The organism is Paenibacillus sp. BSR1-1 (genome assembly GCF_030403775.1).
GTDB lineage: Bacteria > Bacillota > Bacilli > Bacillales > Cytobacillaceae > Neobacillus.
The window spans coordinates 221,574-240,419 of record NZ_JAQMWQ010000003.1; the positions used below are offsets into that span (position 1 = coordinate 221,574).

The 18,846-nt window shown below is 40.1% G+C and carries 15 protein-coding genes; 4 read left to right on the forward strand and 11 right to left on the reverse strand.

Going from position 1 to position 18,846, the window contains the following annotated elements; all coding sequences use genetic code 11:
- Positions 1–244: 244 nt before the first annotated feature.
- From PH210_RS06845 to PH210_RS06880, 8 genes are all read right to left on the reverse strand, one after another.
- A complete protein-coding gene (locus PH210_RS06845) occupies positions 245–2,134 on the reverse strand; it encodes an ABC transporter ATP-binding protein (RefSeq protein ID WP_289984151.1) in 1,890 nt (629 codons plus the stop codon).
- Complete coding sequence (locus PH210_RS06850) at positions 2,131–3,858, reverse strand: ABC transporter ATP-binding protein (protein WP_289984152.1); 1,728 nt, start codon at positions 3,856–3,858, stop codon at positions 2,131–2,133. Before PH210_RS06850 ends, PH210_RS06845 begins: the two co-directional genes overlap by 4 nt.
- A 20-nt stretch (positions 3,859–3,878) precedes the next feature.
- Complete coding sequence (locus PH210_RS06855; RefSeq protein ID WP_289984153.1) at positions 3,879–4,328, reverse strand: MarR family winged helix-turn-helix transcriptional regulator; 450 nt, start codon at positions 4,326–4,328, stop codon at positions 3,879–3,881.
- A 353-nt stretch (positions 4,329–4,681) separates the two neighbouring features.
- Positions 4,682–7,120, reverse strand: a complete 2,439-nt coding sequence (gene parC, locus PH210_RS06860) for a DNA topoisomerase IV subunit A (protein ID WP_289984154.1) — start codon at positions 7,118–7,120, stop codon at positions 4,682–4,684.
- Complete coding sequence (gene parE / locus PH210_RS06865) at positions 7,117–9,096, reverse strand: DNA topoisomerase IV subunit B (RefSeq protein ID WP_289984155.1); 1,980 nt, start codon at positions 9,094–9,096, stop codon at positions 7,117–7,119. Before parE ends, parC begins: the two co-directional genes overlap by 4 nt.
- A 289-nt stretch (positions 9,097–9,385) precedes the next feature.
- Complete coding sequence (locus tag PH210_RS06870; protein ID WP_289984156.1) at positions 9,386–9,802, reverse strand: CoA-binding protein; 417 nt, start codon at positions 9,800–9,802, stop codon at positions 9,386–9,388.
- A 100-nt stretch (positions 9,803–9,902) separates the two neighbouring features.
- Positions 9,903–10,733, reverse strand: a complete 831-nt coding sequence (locus tag PH210_RS06875; protein ID WP_289984158.1) for a sensor histidine kinase — start codon at positions 10,731–10,733, stop codon at positions 9,903–9,905.
- 239 nt (positions 10,734–10,972) lie between these two features.
- Positions 10,973–12,712: a glycosyl hydrolase family 18 protein gene (locus PH210_RS06880; protein WP_289984161.1), complete on the reverse strand. Its 1,740-nt coding sequence runs from the start codon at positions 12,710–12,712 to the stop codon at positions 10,973–10,975.
- 166 nt (positions 12,713–12,878) lie between these two features.
- Between PH210_RS06880 and plsY the strand changes: the two genes are divergently transcribed.
- From plsY to PH210_RS06900, 4 genes are all read left to right on the forward strand, one after another.
- A complete protein-coding gene (plsY, locus tag PH210_RS06885; RefSeq protein WP_223589962.1) occupies positions 12,879–13,478 on the forward strand; it encodes a glycerol-3-phosphate 1-O-acyltransferase PlsY in 600 nt (199 codons plus the stop codon).
- 118 nt (positions 13,479–13,596) lie between these two features.
- Positions 13,597–13,773, forward strand: coding sequence for a hypothetical protein (locus tag PH210_RS06890; RefSeq protein WP_289984164.1), 177 nt, complete (start codon positions 13,597–13,599; stop codon positions 13,771–13,773).
- A gap of 378 nt (positions 13,774–14,151) precedes the next feature.
- Positions 14,152–15,300 carry a CapA family protein gene (locus PH210_RS06895; RefSeq protein ID WP_289984165.1) on the forward strand — a complete coding sequence of 383 codons (1,149 nt, stop codon included), beginning with the start codon at positions 14,152–14,154 and terminating at the stop codon, positions 15,298–15,300.
- A gap of 84 nt (positions 15,301–15,384) precedes the next feature.
- Positions 15,385–15,681: a HesB/YadR/YfhF family protein gene (locus PH210_RS06900; protein ID WP_289984166.1), complete on the forward strand. Its 297-nt coding sequence runs from the start codon at positions 15,385–15,387 to the stop codon at positions 15,679–15,681.
- A gap of 25 nt (positions 15,682–15,706) precedes the next feature.
- Here PH210_RS06900 and PH210_RS06905 read toward each other — a convergent pair whose 3' ends face one another.
- Genes PH210_RS06905 through PH210_RS06915 form a run of 3 tightly spaced genes read right to left on the reverse strand, consistent with a single transcriptional unit; the run spans position 15,707 to position 18,820 of the window.
- Positions 15,707–16,018 carry a hypothetical protein gene (locus tag PH210_RS06905; RefSeq protein ID WP_289984168.1) on the reverse strand — a complete coding sequence of 104 codons (312 nt, stop codon included), beginning with the start codon at positions 16,016–16,018 and terminating at the stop codon, positions 15,707–15,709.
- Between the two features lie 18 nt (positions 16,019–16,036).
- Positions 16,037–16,468: an acyl-CoA thioesterase gene (locus PH210_RS06910; RefSeq protein WP_223589970.1), complete on the reverse strand. Its 432-nt coding sequence runs from the start codon at positions 16,466–16,468 to the stop codon at positions 16,037–16,039.
- 24 nt (positions 16,469–16,492) lie between these two features.
- The gene (locus tag PH210_RS06915) at positions 16,493–18,820 is read right to left on the reverse strand and encodes an AAA family ATPase (protein ID WP_289984432.1); all 2,328 of its coding nucleotides are present in this window, start codon (positions 18,818–18,820) and stop codon (positions 16,493–16,495) included.
- Between the last annotated feature and the right edge of the window lie 26 nt (positions 18,821–18,846).

Below are 18,846 nucleotides of genomic sequence, written 5' to 3' on the forward strand. Positions count from 1 at the left end.
ACAGAATAAAAAATTTCACTTTTTACCTACTTCATTTCTACAAATTTTAAGTCGATTTCTACAAATAATACGCTTATTTCTACAAATTTTAAGCGGATTTCTACAAAATCAAGCACCATTTCTACAAAAAACAAATCGATTTCTACAATTCAAGCGATAAATTGGAATTACACCCCCTATTCCCCGCCTAAAAGACACAAAAAAAGCGTTCAGGAAGTCTATAGACTCCCTGAACGCCCCTTCTCTATCCTACATTCTTCATCGATTTTCCGCCAGTAAACTGACTATTATACAAATCCGCATAGAACCCGCCTTTTTCCAGCAGTTCTACATGAGTTCCTTTTTCTATCACACTTCCATTATTCATCACCAAGATTAAATCAGCATCACGAATCGTTGAAAGCCTGTGAGCAATAATAAAACTTGTGCGTCCCTGCATTAAGTGATTCATTGCTCGTTGTATTTGGATCTCAGTCCTAGTGTCAACGCTGCTTGTTGCTTCATCAAGGATTAAGATGGCTGGATTAGCGAGGATCGCTCTGGCAATCGTTAATAATTGCTTTTGACCTTGAGAAATGTTGGAGGCTTCTTCATTCAAAATGGTGTCATACCCTTCTGGCAAGGTTCGGATGAAATGATCGGCATTGGCTGCTTTTGCTGCCGCTACAATCTCCTCCTCCGTCGCACCTTCTCTTCCATAGGCAATATTGTCGCGGATCGTGCTGTTAAACAGCCATGTATCTTGCAGCACCATCCCAAATAAACTTCTCAGATGCTCCCGTTTTAAGTCCCGAGTATCGATACCGTCTATTAAAATTGAACCGGAATTAATTTCATAAAAGCGCATCAACAAGTTAATCAGCGTCGTTTTTCCAGCACCGGTTGGACCAACAATCGCCACCCTCTGCCCAGGCTTCACATCGATATTCATGTCACCGATTAATGGTTCATTTTCTTTATAGCCGAATGAAACATGGTCGAATTTTACTTCACCTTTTGGCTCCAAAATCTCTTTCGCCGCAATGGCTTCAGGTACTTCTTCGGCTTCATCCAATATTTCAAAAACACGCTCAGCACTGGCTATTGTCGATTGGATGACATTCGCAATCATCGCCGTTTGAGTGATTGGCTGGGCGAATTGGCGGGCATATTGGATAAACGCTTGAATATCACCAATTTCAATTGCCCTTTTTGTAACTAAAATACCACCTGCCACAGATACTAATACGTAGCCAATATTATTAATAAACGACATTAATGGCATGATCATCCCGGATACAAATTGTGCCTTCCAGCCTGATTGGTAAAGCTGCTCGTTGATTTCCTCAAATTTTTCAATCGACTTTTTCTCATGGCCAAATACTTTGACCACTTTATGTCCGGTGTACATTTCTTCAACGTGCCCGTTTAGCTGGCCAAGCGATTTTTGCTGTCCTTTAAAAAAGGTTTGTGATTTTTTTGCAATACTAGCGGTGGCCACAAAGCTGAGCGGCAGCGTAACTACCACAATTAGTGTCATTAAAGGACTGATGGTAAGCATCATCACAATAACTCCAACTAATGTAACAACCGAAGTGATAAGCTGAGTCAAACTTTGCTGCAGAGTCGTACTGATGTTATCAACATCATTGACCGCACGGCTAAGTATTTCACCATGGGTCCGCGAATCATAATACTTTAATGGCAAACGATTAAGCTTATCTACCACTTCTTTACGGAGGTTATAAACGGTCTTTTGCGCTACTCCTGCCATTATATATTGCTGAATATAGGAAAATATCGCACTTAAAATATACAATCCAATTAACAGCAGGATGATTTGACCGATGTAGTCAAAGTCTATTTTTGCACCAGGGACACCGCTTATCTTTTTCATTAAGCCTTCAAATAGTTTCGTGGTGGCTTTCCCCATAATCTTCGGACTGACAATGGCAAAGATGGTGCTTATGATTGCTGTAACCAATACAGCAAGAAGCTGAAATTTATGGGGTTTTAGGTAGCCAATTAATCGTTTTAGCGTTCCTTTAAAATCCTTTGCTTTTTGGACAGGCATTCCCATGCCGCCAGGTCCAAATCCGCGTCCTCCAGGCCCGAAACCCGGTCCCCGCCTTTGATTATTCGTCTCATTGCTCATGCGATTTCTTCCTCCGAAAGCTGTGACATCACAATCTCACGATATACAGAACTTGTTTCTAAAAGGTCTTTATGCTTCCCGATTCCAACAATTTCACCATTATCGAGGACAATGATTTGATCTGCATCCATAATCGTACTCACACGTTGAGCCACGATCAAAACGGTGGAATCGATGGTTTCTTCTTTCAATGCGGCACGCAGTTTGGCATCGGTTTTAAAATCCAATGCGGAGAAGCTATCATCAAAGATATAAATTTCTGGCTTACGAACCAGTGCCCTGGCAATAGATAAACGCTGTTTTTGACCACCCGAAACATTCGTTCCCCCTTGGGCGATAACGGCATCGTATGCACCCTCCATTGTGAAGATAAAATCAGAAGCTTGGGCGATTTTTGCCGCATGTTGGACTTCTTCTTCCGAAGCATGTTCTTTTCCATATCGAATGTTTTCAGCGATGGTACCTGTAAAAAGAATAGCTTGCTGGGGGACAAAACCAATTTTTGATCTAAGATTTTCTTGCGTCATTTCACGCACATCAATCCCGTCTACCAGGATTTTTCCACTATCCACATCATAAAAACGAGGAATTAAATTAATAAGTGTCGATTTACCTGAACCGGTTCCGCCAATAATGGCTGTCACTTCTCCTGGGTTCATCGAAAAAGAGATATTCGTGATGGCAGGCATCTCTGCACCTGGGTAGCTAAAGGTAACATTTTGAAACTCTACCTGACCTTTTTTGCTTTCACTTGATAACGGCTTCGATGGATCCGTAATATCAGCGGTAGTCTCAAGTACCTCGTTTATTCTAACAGCAGATACTGACGCTCTTGGGATCATGACGAACATCATGGACAACATGATGAACGAGAACATGATTTGCATCGCATACTGGATAAATGCCATCATATCCCCGACCTGCATATGACCATTGCTGATCCGTATGCCGCCAAACCAAATGATCGCGACGGAAGTAAGATTTAAGACAACCATCATAATTGGCATCATTGACGCCATAATTTTATTAACCTTAATAGCTGTTTGTGTTAAATCCCAGTTGGCCTCATTAAAGCGGTTTTTCTCATGCTGGATACGGTTAAAGGAACGAATGACACGAATCCCCGTTAGATTTTCTCTCAATACCCGATTTAGATTATCAAGTTTTATCTGCATCGCTTTAAAAAGAGGAATACCCGTTTTTGCAATAATCACGATAGCCAAAACGAGGACTGGCAGCGATACTGCAAGAACTAATGTTAATTTGGCATCTTTTGAATAAGCCATAATGATGCCGCCGATACACATCATTGGTGCCATTGCCATCATCCTGAGCATCATCACTAAAACCTGCTGCACTTGTGTTATATCATTGGTAGTTCTTGTGATCAAAGAGGCAGTTCCAAGTTTATCAAACTCATGCAAGGAAAAACCGCCTACATGAGAAAAGACTTTTGTACGAAGTAATTTTCCGAAGCCTGATGCAGCTTTTGCAGAAAAGAAGCTTGCGGTAATGGAACAAACCATCCCTCCTAACGCAACCAACAGCATATAACCGCCAATTTTCCAGATGTAGTCTGTATCTCCTTTGATAACACCTTTATCAACGATATCAGACATTAAGGTGGGTAAATAAAGCTCTGATATCGACTGTAGAAGGACTAGACTTAAAACTAAAATAATCGATAATTGAAATGGCTTAAGGAATTTGCTCAATTTCAACAAGGTTCTTCCACTCCCTCTATTTAACGTTTCAGTTCATAAAAATATCTATGGACTTTGTTTAATAATTCCGCTAGCTTTTCACTGTCCTCTTCACCTAGGTAATCAACTAGTCCCAGATATTTTTCAAAAAATGCCTTTCTAGCGTTCTCGGTGAGTTCTTTTCCCTTTGGAGTAAGTTTAATTCTTACGGCACGCCGATCTTGAGGATCTATCATTCGTTCGACTAAACCTCCTTTGTCGAGGTTATTAATGATTTGGGTTACCGTCGGAGGGGTTACCTCTAATATTTGACTAATTTCAGAAACCTTCATTTCTGTTTCTTTCTTATTCGCCCCCTCATAAATAACAGCCAGTACCTTGTACTCGCTCGGATTATATCCGTTTATTTTTTTATCATGCCATCCCGTCTTTCTGAATTGAATAAAGGATCTAAGTAGTTTTTGCACAGTGGGATTTTCACGGTCTGCCATAATCACACCTCTAATTTAATTTATATACCTAATAATTAGGTAGCCTAATTATATTCTCGCAAAGCGGTATCGTCAATTTTAATTATGAATTTTTAGATTAAAATTTGATTAGAATTCATGCGCCTTTCAATTAAACATTGTTGTTGATTTGCGCTCCAGGTGCGAGCGGTTCGCGGGCGTGCCGTGGAGCCTCCTCGGCGCTTTGGCGCCTGCGGGGTCTCCCCTGCCCCGTACTCCCGCAGGAGTCTTCGCACCTTCCGCTACAATCAACAGTGTTAAATATAAACAATACCCATTAACAGAGCCTTCAAATAAAAAGACTCCCTTTTTTAAAAGAGAGTCTTATTAAACAATTATTCACTTGGAGTATCTGGTTTTTCTTCTTTCCAAACGGTTGTCACTTTTCCATTTTCACCTTCATCAAGGATAAAGGAACCGTTCGAGTAACGATCACTAAATTTAAGATCCGCTGTTTTTAACGTTTCCGTATATCCTTTATCCGTCTGAATATAAATTTCATCCTGTTCATTAGCTGTGACAAATCCCATAATCCGATGTGGATTGGATTTAAGCTCTCGCAGGATTACCACTCCGCGTTTTGCGCGTGTAGCTTTTTCGAATTCTTTCAATTTCATTCGTTTCACAGAACCGCGTTGTGTCGCAACGACAACAGTTTCACTACTGTCTGGGGAAATGATTTTTCCGCCAACGACAAAGTCGCCATCCTTAAGGTTAATGCCCTTCACTCCTGCTGCACGCTGACCAACAATACTGATTTCTTCTTCATCAAACCAAAGAGCATAACCATTATGGGTAATGATGAAAATTTCCTTGGCCCCGTCCGTTAAATGCACATCAACCACTTGGTCATTATCCTTCAAATTCACGCCAACAAGCGGTTTAGAGTAACGCTGAGCCTTATAGGCTTTAAGCTCGGTTTTCTTAACCATTCCATTCTTGGTCACAAAGACTAAGAATGCATCTGCTTCAAAATCCTTTACCGGAATCGCCTGAATGATTTCTTCATCCCGATCAATCGGAATAATATTGGCAACATGCTGGCCAAGGTCTTTCCAACGGATATCAGGAAGCTCATGAACTGGGCAGAATAAATAATTTCCTTTGTTGGTGAAGAGGAGCAGGACATCCTTTGTATTCATATCCAGCTGTGCCAGCTGACGGTCGGTTTCTTTCATTGCAAAGTCCTGTCCGCCTGATGCTGCATAGGAGCGCTGGCTTGTCCGTTTTACATAACCATCTTTCGTAACCGTCACAATGACATCTTCACTGGCAACCGTCACTTCAAGATTGATTTTAAGCTCTTCAATTTCTGCTTCAATTTTTGAACGGCGTTCATCAGCAAAGCGCTTTTTCACATCTTTTAATTCTTTTTTGATAACAGAATGCAGTTTTGTCTCACTCGCTAGAATGCTTGTAAGCTCTTCAATTTTCTTCGCTAATTCCTCGGCTTCATTTCTTAAAGCGGTAATGTCCGTGTTGGTTAAGCGATAAAGCTGTAAAGAAACGATTGCCTCAGCCTGCAGCTCGGTAAAGCCGTACTTGGCGATTAAATTGTCTTTTGCATCACGTTTATCCTTCGATGCACGGATGGTCGCAATTACTTCATCAAGAATCGATAATGCTTTCATTAAGCCTTCGACAATATGCTGACGTTCCTTGGCTTTATTAAGGTCGAATTGTGTTCTTCTTGTCACAACTTCCTTTTGATGTTCAATATAAGCATCTAATAATTCTCGAAGACCCATCAATTTTGGACGCTTATTGTGAATAGCTACCATATTAAAATTATATGTTACTTGAAGATCACTATTTTTATATAAATAGTTCAAGACGCCTTCTGCATCTACATCTTTTTTTAACTCAATAACAATTCTAAGGCCAGTTCGGTCTGTTTCATCGCGGACCTCTGATATTCCTTCTACTTTACGGTCCAGACGAAATTCATCCATTTTTTTGACGAGATTGGCTTTATTTACTTCATACGGAATTTCAGTAATCACGATTTGCTGTTTCCCGCCCCGTACCTCTTCAATTTCTGCTTTGCTGCGGACGATGATTTTGCCTTTACCAGTTTCATAGGCTTTTTTAATTCCATTTATTCCTTGGATAATACCGCCTGTAGGGAAATCAGGACCCTTGACGATCGTCATTAGTTCATCAACAGAAGCATCGGGTTTATCCATTCTAAAGATTACTCCATCGATGACTTCTCCTAAATGGTGTGGAGGGATATCGGTCGCATAACCTGCAGAAATTCCGGTCGATCCGTTAACAAGGAGGTTCGGAAACATTGCTGGTAAAACAGTTGGTTCCGAAGATGTATCATCAAAGTTTGGGATAAAATCTACTGTTTGCTTATCAATATCACGCAATAACTCAGCAGCTATCGCGGAAAGACGGGCTTCAGTGTAACGCATGGCAGCAGGCGGGTCACCGTCAACGCTTCCGTTGTTTCCGTGCATTTGCACAAGAACATTTCTGACCTTCCAATCCTGACTCATCCGTACCATCGCATCATATACGGAGGTATCACCGTGAGGGTGGTAATTACCGATAACGTTACCAACGGTTTTGGCTGATTTACGGAAGCCTTTTTCATGGGTGTTTCCTTCGACATGCATCGCGAATAAAATTCTTCGCTGTACTGGCTTTAAACCGTCTCTAGCATCCGGGAGGGCACGTTCCTGAATAATATACTTACTATACCTTCCGAATCGATCGCCTAGTACATCCTCAAGAGGTAAGTCGCGGAATTTTTCGTTTGCACTCATCCTTCAGCACCCTCCTCAACAACTGTAATATTTTCATTTTCTAAAATAGATTCATCTTCTTCCAATCCAAAAGCCACATTACTTTCAATCCATTTACGGCGTGGTTCTACTTTATCACCCATAAGAGTGGTAACACGGCGTTCTGCTCTTGCAGCATCATCAATTTTAACGCGAATAAGGGTACGTGTTTCTGGATCCATCGTCGTTTCCCATAGCTGATCTGCATTCATCTCACCAAGACCCTTATAGCGCTGAATCATATAACCTCTGCCAACCTTTTTCATGGCACCCTGTAATTCATCTTCATTCCATGCATATTCAATAATTTCTTTTTTACCGGTCCCTTTACTCACCTTATATAGAGGCGGCAGGGCAATAAACACTTTTCCTGCTTCGACGAGCGCTCTCATATAGCGGTAGAAGAATGTTAACAATAAGACTTGAATATGAGCACCGTCTGTATCGGCATCGGTCATAATGATAATTTTATCGTAATTGATATCTTCCACATTGAAATCAGACCCTACACCACCGCCAATTGCATGAATGATGGTATTGATTTCTTCGTTTTTAAATATATCCGCCAGCTTCGCTTTTTCGGTATTAATAACTTTACCTCTTAAAGGAAGGACCGCTTGAAAACGGCGGTCACGGCCTTGTTTGGCAGAACCGCCTGCTGAGTCACCCTCAACAAGATAAAGCTCATTTTTTTGTGGATTCCGCGACTGGGCTGGTGTCAATTTACCTGATAATACGGCTTCCGAACGCTTCCGCTTCTTGCCGCTTCTTGCGTCCTCGCGGGCCTTTCTCGCTGCTTCCCGTGCTTGGTAAGCTTTAATAGCTTTTTTGACAAGGAGAGAGCTAATATCAGGATTTTCCTCTAACAGGTAGGAAAGCTGCTCCGAAACAACGGCATCTACAGCAGACCGTGCTTCACTCGTACCTAGTTTTCCCTTTGTCTGCCCCTCAAATTGGAGCAGTTCTTCCGGAATCCTAACAGAGACAATAGCTGATAAGCCTTCGCGAATATCGGAACCGTCCAGGTTTTTATCTTTTTCTTTCAACAAGCCAACCTTACGGGCATAATCGTTGAACACCCTTGTCATCGCGGTTTTAGCACCTGCTTCATGTGTCCCGCCATCCTTCGTGCGGACATTATTGACGAAAGATAACACATTCTCCGAGTAGCCGTCGTTAAATTGGAAGGCAAATTCAACTTCAATTCCATTTTGTGTACCATCAAAGCTAGCAACAGGATGAAGAACATCTTTTTCTTCATTTAAATACTCAACAAAGGCTTCGATTCCGTTTACGTAATGAAAAACTTCATGAAGGTTATTACGTTCATCATTGATTTCAATTTTGAGCCCTTTCAACAGGAACGCTGATTCTCGTAACCTCTCACATAAGGTTTCAAAATTATAGGTTGTGGTCGAAAAAATCGTGGGATCCGGCTTAAAATGAATCGTAGTTCCCGTTTGATTGGTTTTGCCGATTTTTTCGAGTGTAGTGATTGGCTTCCCGCCATGTTCAAATTGTTGTTCATAGACAAAACCGTCTCGCTTTATTGTTACAGTTAGCCGCTCCGATAATGCGTTGACGACTGATGCACCAACACCATGCAAACCACCGCTAGTTTTATAACCGCCCTGGCCAAATTTTCCCCCTGCATGGAGAACAGTTAAGATGACCTCTGGAGTCGGTTTCCCCATTTTATGCATCCCAGTAGGCATACCGCGGCCTTTATCGATTACGCTTATTGAATTGTCTTTGTGTATTTTGACAATGATGTGATCACCAAATCCGCCAAGCGCTTCATCGACTGAATTGTCCACTATCTCATAGACGAGATGGTGGAGTCCCCGTGAATCGGTGCTGCCAATGTACATTCCTGGACGCTTTCTAACGGCTTCTAAACCTTCCAGAACCTGTATGGCGTCATCATTATAATCAAAAGCTTGCTGATTCCTTGCCACTAAAATACCCCTTTCATACCCGAAAAAACGTAAAAACATTTTACGTCGTTAACATGCTATAATAAAAAAAGTGAATTCATTCTATGTGAAAAATAATAATTAGAACGAGTGTTTGCTACATAATTTTACCACAAGTTCTTGCGGCGTCTATGCTTTATTTTAGCGATTTATTTCGATTTGGCAAATAAGTATTTTCTAACTACATATTTTTGTCATCTGATTTTGGTGCCTTTTTGGGCGAAAAAAAGTAAAAAGCCGCATATTTTATAAGCAGCTTTTTGGTAAAAATTTAGTATTTTGTTAACGCGTGCTCAACCTTAATACACCGGTCCATAATAACAGTGTATCCTTTAGACTTTAGGAATTCATAGGCTTCTTCATTGACAAGGCCTTGCTGGGCCCAAAAAACCGGTGCACCGATTCCATCGAATTCCTTCGCAACATCAAACAACTGTTCGGAGCGGCGGAACACATTTACAATGTCAACTGGACCTTCTACATCCTTCAATGATGCCACCGCTTTAACACCCAGAGCCTCATCAATGGTAGGGTTGACGGGAATGATTTCATAGCCTGCATTCTGCATAGCCGCTGAAACTTGATAAGAAGTACGGTCCGGATTATTACTTAATCCTACGACAGCAATTCTTTTTGCCTTTTTTAAAATACCTTTGATTTCATCACGGCTAGGATTTTCAATCGCCATTGGGATCCACTCCTAATTATATTTTCCTTTTAGTTTACCTTTTTCTAGCAAAAAAACATAATAAACTGTTCTAACAGGAAAAACTTATTTGGATGGATTGTTAGTAAAAACAAGATACCTTTGGCAGTAATATACTGAATCGGGCACCATGGCTGGTATTATCTACACTCATAGAGCCATTCATTTTCTCAATAATCAGTTTGGACATATGAAGTCCGAGGCCGGTGCCTTGCGTGCGCGTTGTAAAATATGGCTCAAATACTTGATGGATATGTGCAGAGTCAATCCCGCCGGCATTATCGATGAAGTCAGCTTTAATGATGTTATCGGTTTCCGTTAATTTTATGATGATTTTTCGATTAGGAATTTCCTTATGTATAAAGGCATCTCGTGCGTTTGTTAAGATATTAAGCACGACCTGGCTGTATTCATTTGGTACTCCATAAGCCATTTGCTGACCCCTGTATTCAAATTGGACCACAATCCCATGGTTCTGAAGGCTTAAAGAAAAAATAGACAAAGCCTCTTCAATGGCATCACCAACAGAAAAGGTGGTTTTTTCTTTGTTAAATTTGTAAAATTTCCGAAAATCATTTATTGTCTCTGACATCTGTGTGATTTGACTCATGCTGTCCCTTGTGAATCGATCTAAGTATTTGTCGTTAATTTCCCCATATTCCATGGCATCCTTTAAATCATGGATTAGGAGGGTTAAACTGTTTAAAGGCAGCCGCCATTGGTGGCCAATACTCGCTAACATTTCCCCGATTGCAGCAAGGCGCGATTGCTGAATTAACAGGTTCTCCTTTTGCTTGTTTTCTGCGGCAATCTCCTCAATCCGTTTCTCCAAATAACGATTTAATTGAATGGTTTCTTCATATTTTTCTAACAATGCCTGGTAACTTAAATCATTTTCCGTTTGCATGTTCATCACCCTCACTCCCTTAGAAATATTCTTGGAATATAAAGATAAACCGACCATTTTTTTGTTCGATCTGGCCGGTTATTCTTCATTATGTATGGTTGTATATTTTAATTATATTGGGCGTTTCCATGGCTTTCAACGGATTAACAAATCGTTAGAAAATTCTCCATATTTTTGTAATAAAATTGACTCTAATTGTTCTTACTTTAGAAAAAAACCGGCAACAGCCGGTTTTTATTAAGCCTTTATTTTTGAGTAATCGCTTTGCTCGAATCCAAATTTAATGCAGTCCATGCCGTTTGATCGCCAAAATACCTTGACCAGGTACCAATGCCGGCAAGCTTATATTTAATTGCTAAATCTGCTCGCTTTTGTAAGGACTGTACATCTTCAATCCAAATTTTATAGGTGGCTTTTTCAGCTTCTGAATAATATTCTGCATAATTTTGACCGCTTTCTTCATCGTACGAGGGCTGTAATCCCTTTTCAGTGATCCATGTTTTTACCTTATCCATTGCTAGTGCCTCAGCAGTTAGTTCCATCGTTCCATCTAGCTTCGTTTGTTCCTTCCAAAGTCTCGCATATAAAGGAACACCAAGGACTAACTTTGTATTTGGAACCTCTGTCAGCAGTTTCTCTAGATTGCTTTCGACCCATGGAAGGCTTGCTACACTACCAGCATCAGTGGAAGCACTTGTGTGTTCATCATAGGCCATCACGATTAAATAATCAGCAATTTGAGCGAGTTTCGTTCTTTCATAGAAGGATGACCAGTTGTTATTTTCACCGGCCGAAAAGGTAATATCCATAGAAACGATCAATCCAGCTTCATGCAAGTATGGTGCTGCTTCCCTGATAAACTGGGTCACGAGCGGACCATCCTCTGGATTTACATTTTCAATATCAAAATTAAGCCCTTGTAATTGATACATCTGGCTATATTGCAGCAATTGGCGAATGATCTTTTGCCTTGTTTCATAGTCTTTAAATGCTTCGCCTGTGAGCTTTGGATCAAAGGCATTAGAAAACACTCCCCAAACTTGATAGCCTTTCCCATGCGCCCATTTGCTATAGTCAAGAGAAGCAAGATTTTTTAACGTTCCATCACTTCCGGCTAGTGAGAACCAAGTTGGTGATACCACATTAACGCCAGTCAATTCAGGGATTTTTGCAGTATCAGGATTTTTCTTATAAACTGCTTCCCACGTTAATTGTATCGGTCCTTTCAATTTCGGCAGCTGAAAGGTCTTACTTTCTTGGTCTATCGTGATTCTCACTGCTTTCCCCTTCTGGACGTATTCTTTTTTGATATATCCACTAATGCCATTGGTTTTCCTAACAAGATAGAAATCTTCCTTTTCACCTTCAATAATCACGGCTTCCTGTTTTTTCATATCAGCCGTGTAGGGTGATCGCCATGTAGGCTTACTACGAAGTCTTAGCTTTTCTTCCTTAACGTCCTTATCTATTATTCTTGCAGTCTCGTATTTTTCACCATCACGCTGAACCCAAATGGCTTCACTTCCCGGTAATTGCTTGTATTTTATGGGGAAGAATGAAAGGATTGAATCAATAGCAACGAAAATTTTTCCGTCCTTCGATAGAATTGGTGACAACTGTAAGGTAACCCCTTTTTGATTGACAAAATAGGATAATGAATCTGTCGGCATTTGAACAACTTTGTCCTTTGTAGTAATAATCACAGATTTTGATTTTTGATCATAAAGGATGGACGGATCTATTTGTTCTTGTAAAAATGTAAGCGGGACAAACACAGTATTCCCTTCAACAATGCCATTTCCCTGCTGGTTCCCATTATACAGTATCGGATTTTCCCCTTTAAAATAAGTTATTTTCTCTGTCGAGGCAAAAGGATAGAAAAATAGAAAAATCGATGAAATGATAAGCAAACCTGCCCCTATCAATCCACCGAGAATTAATTTTGGTGAAATTGTTTTTGACTTTTGATATTCAATGCGTGCCATGAGATAGTTCCTCCTTGATTCTATCGTAAGGTATCATTTGGGTATTGAGAAGATATTTTTCTTTATTAGGTGTTTTTTCATGTTTATATCCAAGCTGCATAGTGTTTTTTCAGAAATACATGGTAAAATAGAAGAACTGGATCTTTTATAGAAGGAGAAATTATCAATGGTTCAAATTATTTTAGTCTTGATCCTGGCTTATTTGCTCGGCTCTATCCCCTCAGGTTTAATTATTGGAAAAGTGTTTTATAAGACCGATATCCGTCAGCATGGCAGCGGGAATTTAGGCGGTACCAATACCTTTCGAACCCTTGGGGTAAAAGCAGGTTTAGTTGTTACCCTGGCTGATATATTGAAAGGAACGTTAGCAGCAGCATTGCCACATTTATTTCATCTTGACATAAATCCTCTATTAGCTGGAGGTTTCGCTCTTATCGGACACACGTATCCCATCTTTGCCGGGTTTCGCGGTGGGAAAGCAGTTGCCACTTCTGCCGGTGTAATTCTGTATTGCGCACCATGGATGTTTGTTGCGGTCCTAATTGCTTTCTTTATTAGCCTATACATAACGAAATATGTTTCACTATCTTCGATGATTGCAGGAATTATTGCGATTCTTTTTACATTAATATCAGGGTTTACTCGAGAATGGGACATCCCCTTACTAATTGCTGTAATATTAATAGTAACCTTTGTCATTTACCGGCACCGGGCAAACATTAAAAGAATAATCAATAAAACTGAACCCAAAATTAAATGGCTCTAAAGGAACTGAACGGTCCTTTAGGGCCTTTTTTCATAGAATTTTCATAATTATTCCATGCAGCCCGTATGATTTAAGGTAAAATAAAGTTATATAACAGTACCTTTTGGGGGTGTTTTGGATGCAAAAAGTAAAGATCGACTATCATTTTTCAACGGTAGTATCAGACAGTAATGATGTGAATGAATTTATTGTTGAATTTTCTCCTTCTCAACCCGCCGATACCACTCAACCAAAGGTCACAAAAGATTTTGATGAATTAATTGAGTTCCTTCTGGAAATAGACCAAAATGAATAATTAATTGGCTGTGTTAAAGATTATTATTGATGTTTTACCCCTGTTGATTGGAGTGGAAGGCGCGAGACTCCTCGAAAATGCTAACGCATTTCCTTCGTGCGTGGGCGGATTCGAGGATGCAATTCAATGTCCTGCGGGAGTACGGGACAGGGGAGACCCCACAGGCGCTTTGCGCCGAGGAGGCTCCCCGAACCGCCCGTGAACCGCTCGCGCCTGGAACGGAAATCAACACGCAAGTTTAACACTGCCAATTCATTAAAAAAGCGGAGCCGCCATTAGCTGGACCTCCGCTTTTCTTTATTTCTGCAGCATTATTTTAATATTTACCTGAAATATTATATAGTAATAATAAGAAACCTACCATTAATAGGAGTACATATGAAAAAAAGAGTCATTGTACAGTCTTTTATTATTATATCTATTTGTATTATCGGAACCGTTTACATCCTTCTTCAGCAAAAAAATACGGACAAAAAAGAAAATAATCACTCTTTCCAGAAACATAAACAGCGGCCTTCCTTGATCGAAAATCGAGAATTGCAGGAAAAGGTGACACTTGGTGCCATCGGGGATATTCTGATCCACAATCACGTTTATCAGGATGCCTTCAATGGAGCTTCCTATGATTTCGTTCCAATGTTTGAAAATGTAAAGACATTATTGGAAAATCCAGATGTCCTTACGGCAAATCAAGAAAGTATGTTAGGAGGAACAGAGTTCGGGCTATCAGGCTATCCAATGTTTAACAGTCCCCATGAGGTTGCCGATGCCCTTGTTGCAACGGGAGTCGATATTGTTTCAACGGCTAATAATCATACACTCGATAAAGGCGAAAAAGGAATTCAGTCCGAAACTGCTTATTTGAATTCGATCGGTTTACCTCATGTTGGAAGCTTCCTTGATGAAAAAGATCACCAAAAATTAAGGATAGTCCATAAAAATGGCATTAAGCTTGCCTTCCTAGCCTATACATATGGAACGAACGGCATCCCTGTTCCAAAAGGAAAGGATTTTCTCGTTAACCTTATCAATCGAGAAGTGATGAAGGAAGAAATTCACCGTGCTAGAAAAGAAGCGGATGTAGTGGTGATGAGCATCCATTGGGGAAATGAGTATCAGCGAATCCCGACGAAAGAACAAAAGGATTTAGCACAATTTCTAGCGAATGAAGGTGTTGATATCATCTTTGGAACGCATCCCCATGTCCTTCAGCCGATGGATTGGATTGAAACGAGCGATGGCAGAAAAACATTCATTGTATATTCCTTAGGCAACTTTATTTCAGCCCAGCACGGTGATTACAAAGATATTGGCGGGTTAGCAACCATTGATATATTCAAACACATTTCCGACAAAGGAAATTCGATAGAGCTTTCAAATCCTGTTTTTTATCCAACCTATGTGACGAGTCAGAAAAATCATCATTTTCGTGTCGTACCGTTAGAAAAAGCAGGCGGCTTTGGACTGCAAAATGCGGAAGCAAAATACAAGGAAATCCAATCCCACATGGTTCAGTGGCTCAAATAGCGGTGATTTTTAATAAATCTTATCGTTATGCCTAAATAGAGTTATCATTTATAATAACAATGAGGAAAAAGGAAAGGAGACCGCATGAAAATACACATTTCAAAAGAAGCAGCAGCGTGGTATATCGAAGAACTCAATATTAATAATGGTGACTTTGTCCGCTTTTTTGTAAGGTATGGCGGATGCAGCACCGTTCAAAGTGGATTTTCACTCGGTGTTTCGACCGAGGAGCCAGTCGATATCGGTGCGGCCGCAAATCTAGATGGGATTACTTTTTATATTGAAGAAAAAGACTTGTGGTACTTTGATAATCATGATTTAGTCATTAATTTTCATTCTGATTATGAGGAACCTGTCTTTGAATATAAAAAAATGGATTAAAAGAATAAGCACAGTTGAAAAGTCCTTATTTCTCAACTGTGCCGTTCATCCATATATGCCTCGTTAAACCTTCCTGCTTAAGAATCTCTTGCTGGCGAGGGCCAATTAAATCAAAATGAGAATAGCCGTCGATTCGGTGATGAATCCACTCTTTTTTCAAACCGTATTTAATCCCCCATTCTGCCAATTTTTCAAGATCCGAACAGCCCACCTTGGTTACAGTCTTACAGCCAGGGAAACGGTCATCCAGCCAGTAATGGGTTAAAAATGCAATTTCCCCGTTATCGATTTTCCTTTTCCATTCGATTAACTCTCGCCTTTTTATGCCAAAAGCCAATTAATTCACCCCAATGCTTCAATCCTTTTTCTTAATTTCCTCATACTTTAAATACCATTCCGGAAATGTCTTTTTAAAAGAAGTTGGTCTGAAATTATCTTTTCTAACAATAATATGGGTGGATTTACCCTCGGCACATACTTCTTCATCCCCGTTGAAAATGGTATAACCATAGATGGTCTTAATTCCATCATTTAGTTCAACCCATGTTTTGACGAAAGCTTTATCACCATATCTTAACGGCTTTTTGTAGGTGATTTGAATATCATAGACGGGAGCATAATAGCCTGCTTCTTCCATTGAAAGATAACTATAACCAATATCTTCAATAAAGCCTGTTCGGCCTAACTCAAAAAATTTTAAATAATTAGCATGATAAATGACACCCATCATATCGGTATCTGCGTAGTAAAGCTGGATTTCTCTATGAGAAACAAAATAATTATCCACAAAAATGTTCCTTTCTTTTTTCGTTTATTTACATTTCATCAATGCGTTTATAACATCGGCCAAATCCAGAAATAATGACATTTCTAGGAGATTTGTTTCCTGCCCTGTCATTAATCGAGCAGCCTGTGCTTGAATGATTTCATCGACTAAATTGGTTGCAAAGCGGCCATTCCCTTTGAAATTTTCAGCTTCCAACGTTTCACGCAGCAACGTACTTGCTTCTTTTGTCAATTGATATTGGAATCGGCCTGCATAGACTTCCATAATGGACAGCATTTCTTCCGTAGAATAATCAGGGAAGAAAAAGAACTTTTTAAACCTTGAACGGAGACCGGGATTACTTTCTAGTAATTCGTCCATTTCGTTTGGATATCCTGCCAGCACGACAACCAAATTTTCATTATGCTTTGTCATTTCATCGACAAGGGTATCAATGACCTCTTTCCCGAAATCACCGGTTGTGTGGCCAAGCAGTGAATAGGCTTCGTCGATAAACAGAACTCCCCCAAGGGCTTGCCTGATCATTTTCTTTGTTTTCCCTGCAGTCTGCCCCACATAGCCTGCTACAAAATCGGCGCGGCTGGCGACAATCAGATGCCCCCTCTTTAAAATGCCACACTCTCTCAGCATTTCAGCATATAGTTTGGCAACCGTTGTTTTCCCCGTTCCTGGATTTCCTGTGAAAACAGCATGAAGCTGAATCGGTACTGTCGGCAGTCCTTGATTCCGTCTAAACTGCTGCATTTTTACAAAAGAAATCAGTGCATGCATTTCATTTTTGATGGAATTTAAACCAATTAACCTGTTTAATTGATCCTTTGGTGAATCTACTGTGTTCGATTTCTCAATCAGGAAATCTTCCTTATTTAACATCATATAATCCATGAATTCATCGTTGTTAACCTGTTTTTCTGAGCCCTTTTTAAAAATAGCATCCATAACAATGTTCTTAACGGTTCTAGCATTTCCGAAAGTGTCATCCACCCGCTCCATATCCAATCGGTTAACCATTTCGATTTTCGCTTCTTCCGTCATAAAATAGTCATTCTCTGAAGCAATTTGTTCAGCAATCCTCACTAATTCTTCGTTGGAGTAATTAGGGAGATGAATGAAATTAGATTGTGGAAAGCGGCTTCGTAAACCAGGATTTGCATCTAAAAAAGATCGCATTTCTTCCGGATATCCGGCTAATATGACAGCGAACTTTCCTCCGTATTCCGAACTCGTCATCATCGAAACAAGTGTATCTACAGCCGCCTGTCCATAGTCATTTCCTGATTGGCCTTCCCGTTTAAGGCTGTAGGCTTCATCAATGAACAGCACTCCACCAATAGAGCGTTCAACGACTGCTTTAATGTTTTCTTCAGTCTGACCGACAAAGGCCCCGACCAATTGTGCCCGATTCGTCTCGACCACTTCTTCATGTGGAAGCACACCTAATTCGTGATAAATTTTAGCCAATAGGCGGGCAAGTGTGGTTTTCCCGGTTCCCGGATTCCCAGTCAAGATCATATTAAGGCTTAAATCATCTTTAATTTGGAAACCGATTTCCTTGCGGGTCTTTTGATACTTGATAAATCGATAAAAATCGTTGACCCGTTTTTTTACCTGATCCATTCCGATCATTGTGTTCAGCTGGTCCAAGGCAGTGTCAAAAGTTTCTTTGATGTCTTCTTTTTCTTGAAAATGACTTTGCCACTGCAGTTTAAGATCTTCCACAGCTGCCAAATGTGCTTTTAAATCATCATAAAAGGTGGAGGTATGAAACACTCCGGTGATGGACTGGTCATATTCTTCTGCTGCCTTTAACAAACTGACGGTTTCGGCTATCGCAGCAGAAAGCAACTCAAAAAGCATTTGATACTTTGCGGTAATATTATTGTCTGTCAGCCCAGTGGCAAGGTTCCTTTCCTTTTTCAACTCAATTAAGGAATCGTCCGCCACTGATAAAAATCGTTGGCAAATTTGTATGTATTCTTCAGCGGTTTTCTTTTTAGCGGTGCGGTTATCTGTTTCCCTAATCGATGGAAAAGAAAGCTGTGTCAATATATCCTTCCATTTATTCCAATCAGACTGAAGCAAATATTTCTTGGCTTTTTGATTATGTGGATTTAACTCCAATGCTTTGTCAAACCAAAAATCGGCCAATGAATCCTTTTTATTCCGCGCTTTTCGTGAAATCGCTGCAAAGGTTAAAAGCTTTGATCGTGTTAGTGGATTTTTTTCCTTCCCTAACAAACTCATCAATAGGTTTTCATCAGATATAAAACCCTTTTGGTCCAATTCTGTTTTCCAACGGATGATGTGCTGCTCTGTTATTACTTGATTGTTAATTTGTTGATTCAATATCATCACTTCTTTATAAAAAATTCCCTTTT

Coding starts and splice junctions, on each gene's coding strand:
- PH210_RS06915 (WP_289984432.1), bottom strand. CDS start 18,820: ATGATATTGAATCAACAAATTAACAATCAAGTAATAACAGAGCAGCAC.
- PH210_RS06855 (WP_289984153.1), bottom strand. CDS start 4,328: ATGGCAGACCGTGAAAATCCCACTGTGCAAAAACTACTTAGATCCTTT.
- plsY (WP_223589962.1), top strand. CDS start 12,879: ATGGTTCAAATTATTTTAGTCTTGATCCTGGCTTATTTGCTCGGCTCT.
- PH210_RS06870 (WP_289984156.1), bottom strand. CDS start 9,802: ATGGCGATTGAAAATCCTAGCCGTGATGAAATCAAAGGTATTTTAAAA.
- PH210_RS06875 (WP_289984158.1), bottom strand. CDS start 10,733: ATGAACATGCAAACGGAAAATGATTTAAGTTACCAGGCATTGTTAGAA.
- PH210_RS06900 (WP_289984166.1), top strand. CDS start 15,385: ATGAAAATACACATTTCAAAAGAAGCAGCAGCGTGGTATATCGAAGAA.
- PH210_RS06895 (WP_289984165.1), top strand. CDS start 14,152: ATGAAAAAAAGAGTCATTGTACAGTCTTTTATTATTATATCTATTTGT.
- parC (WP_289984154.1), bottom strand. CDS start 7,120: ATGAGTGCAAACGAAAAATTCCGCGACTTACCTCTTGAGGATGTACTA.
- PH210_RS06845 (WP_289984151.1), bottom strand. CDS start 2,134: ATGAGCAATGAGACGAATAATCAAAGGCGGGGACCGGGTTTCGGGCCT.
- PH210_RS06890 (WP_289984164.1), top strand. CDS start 13,597: ATGCAAAAAGTAAAGATCGACTATCATTTTTCAACGGTAGTATCAGAC.
- PH210_RS06880 (WP_289984161.1), bottom strand. CDS start 12,712: ATGGCACGCATTGAATATCAAAAGTCAAAAACAATTTCACCAAAATTA.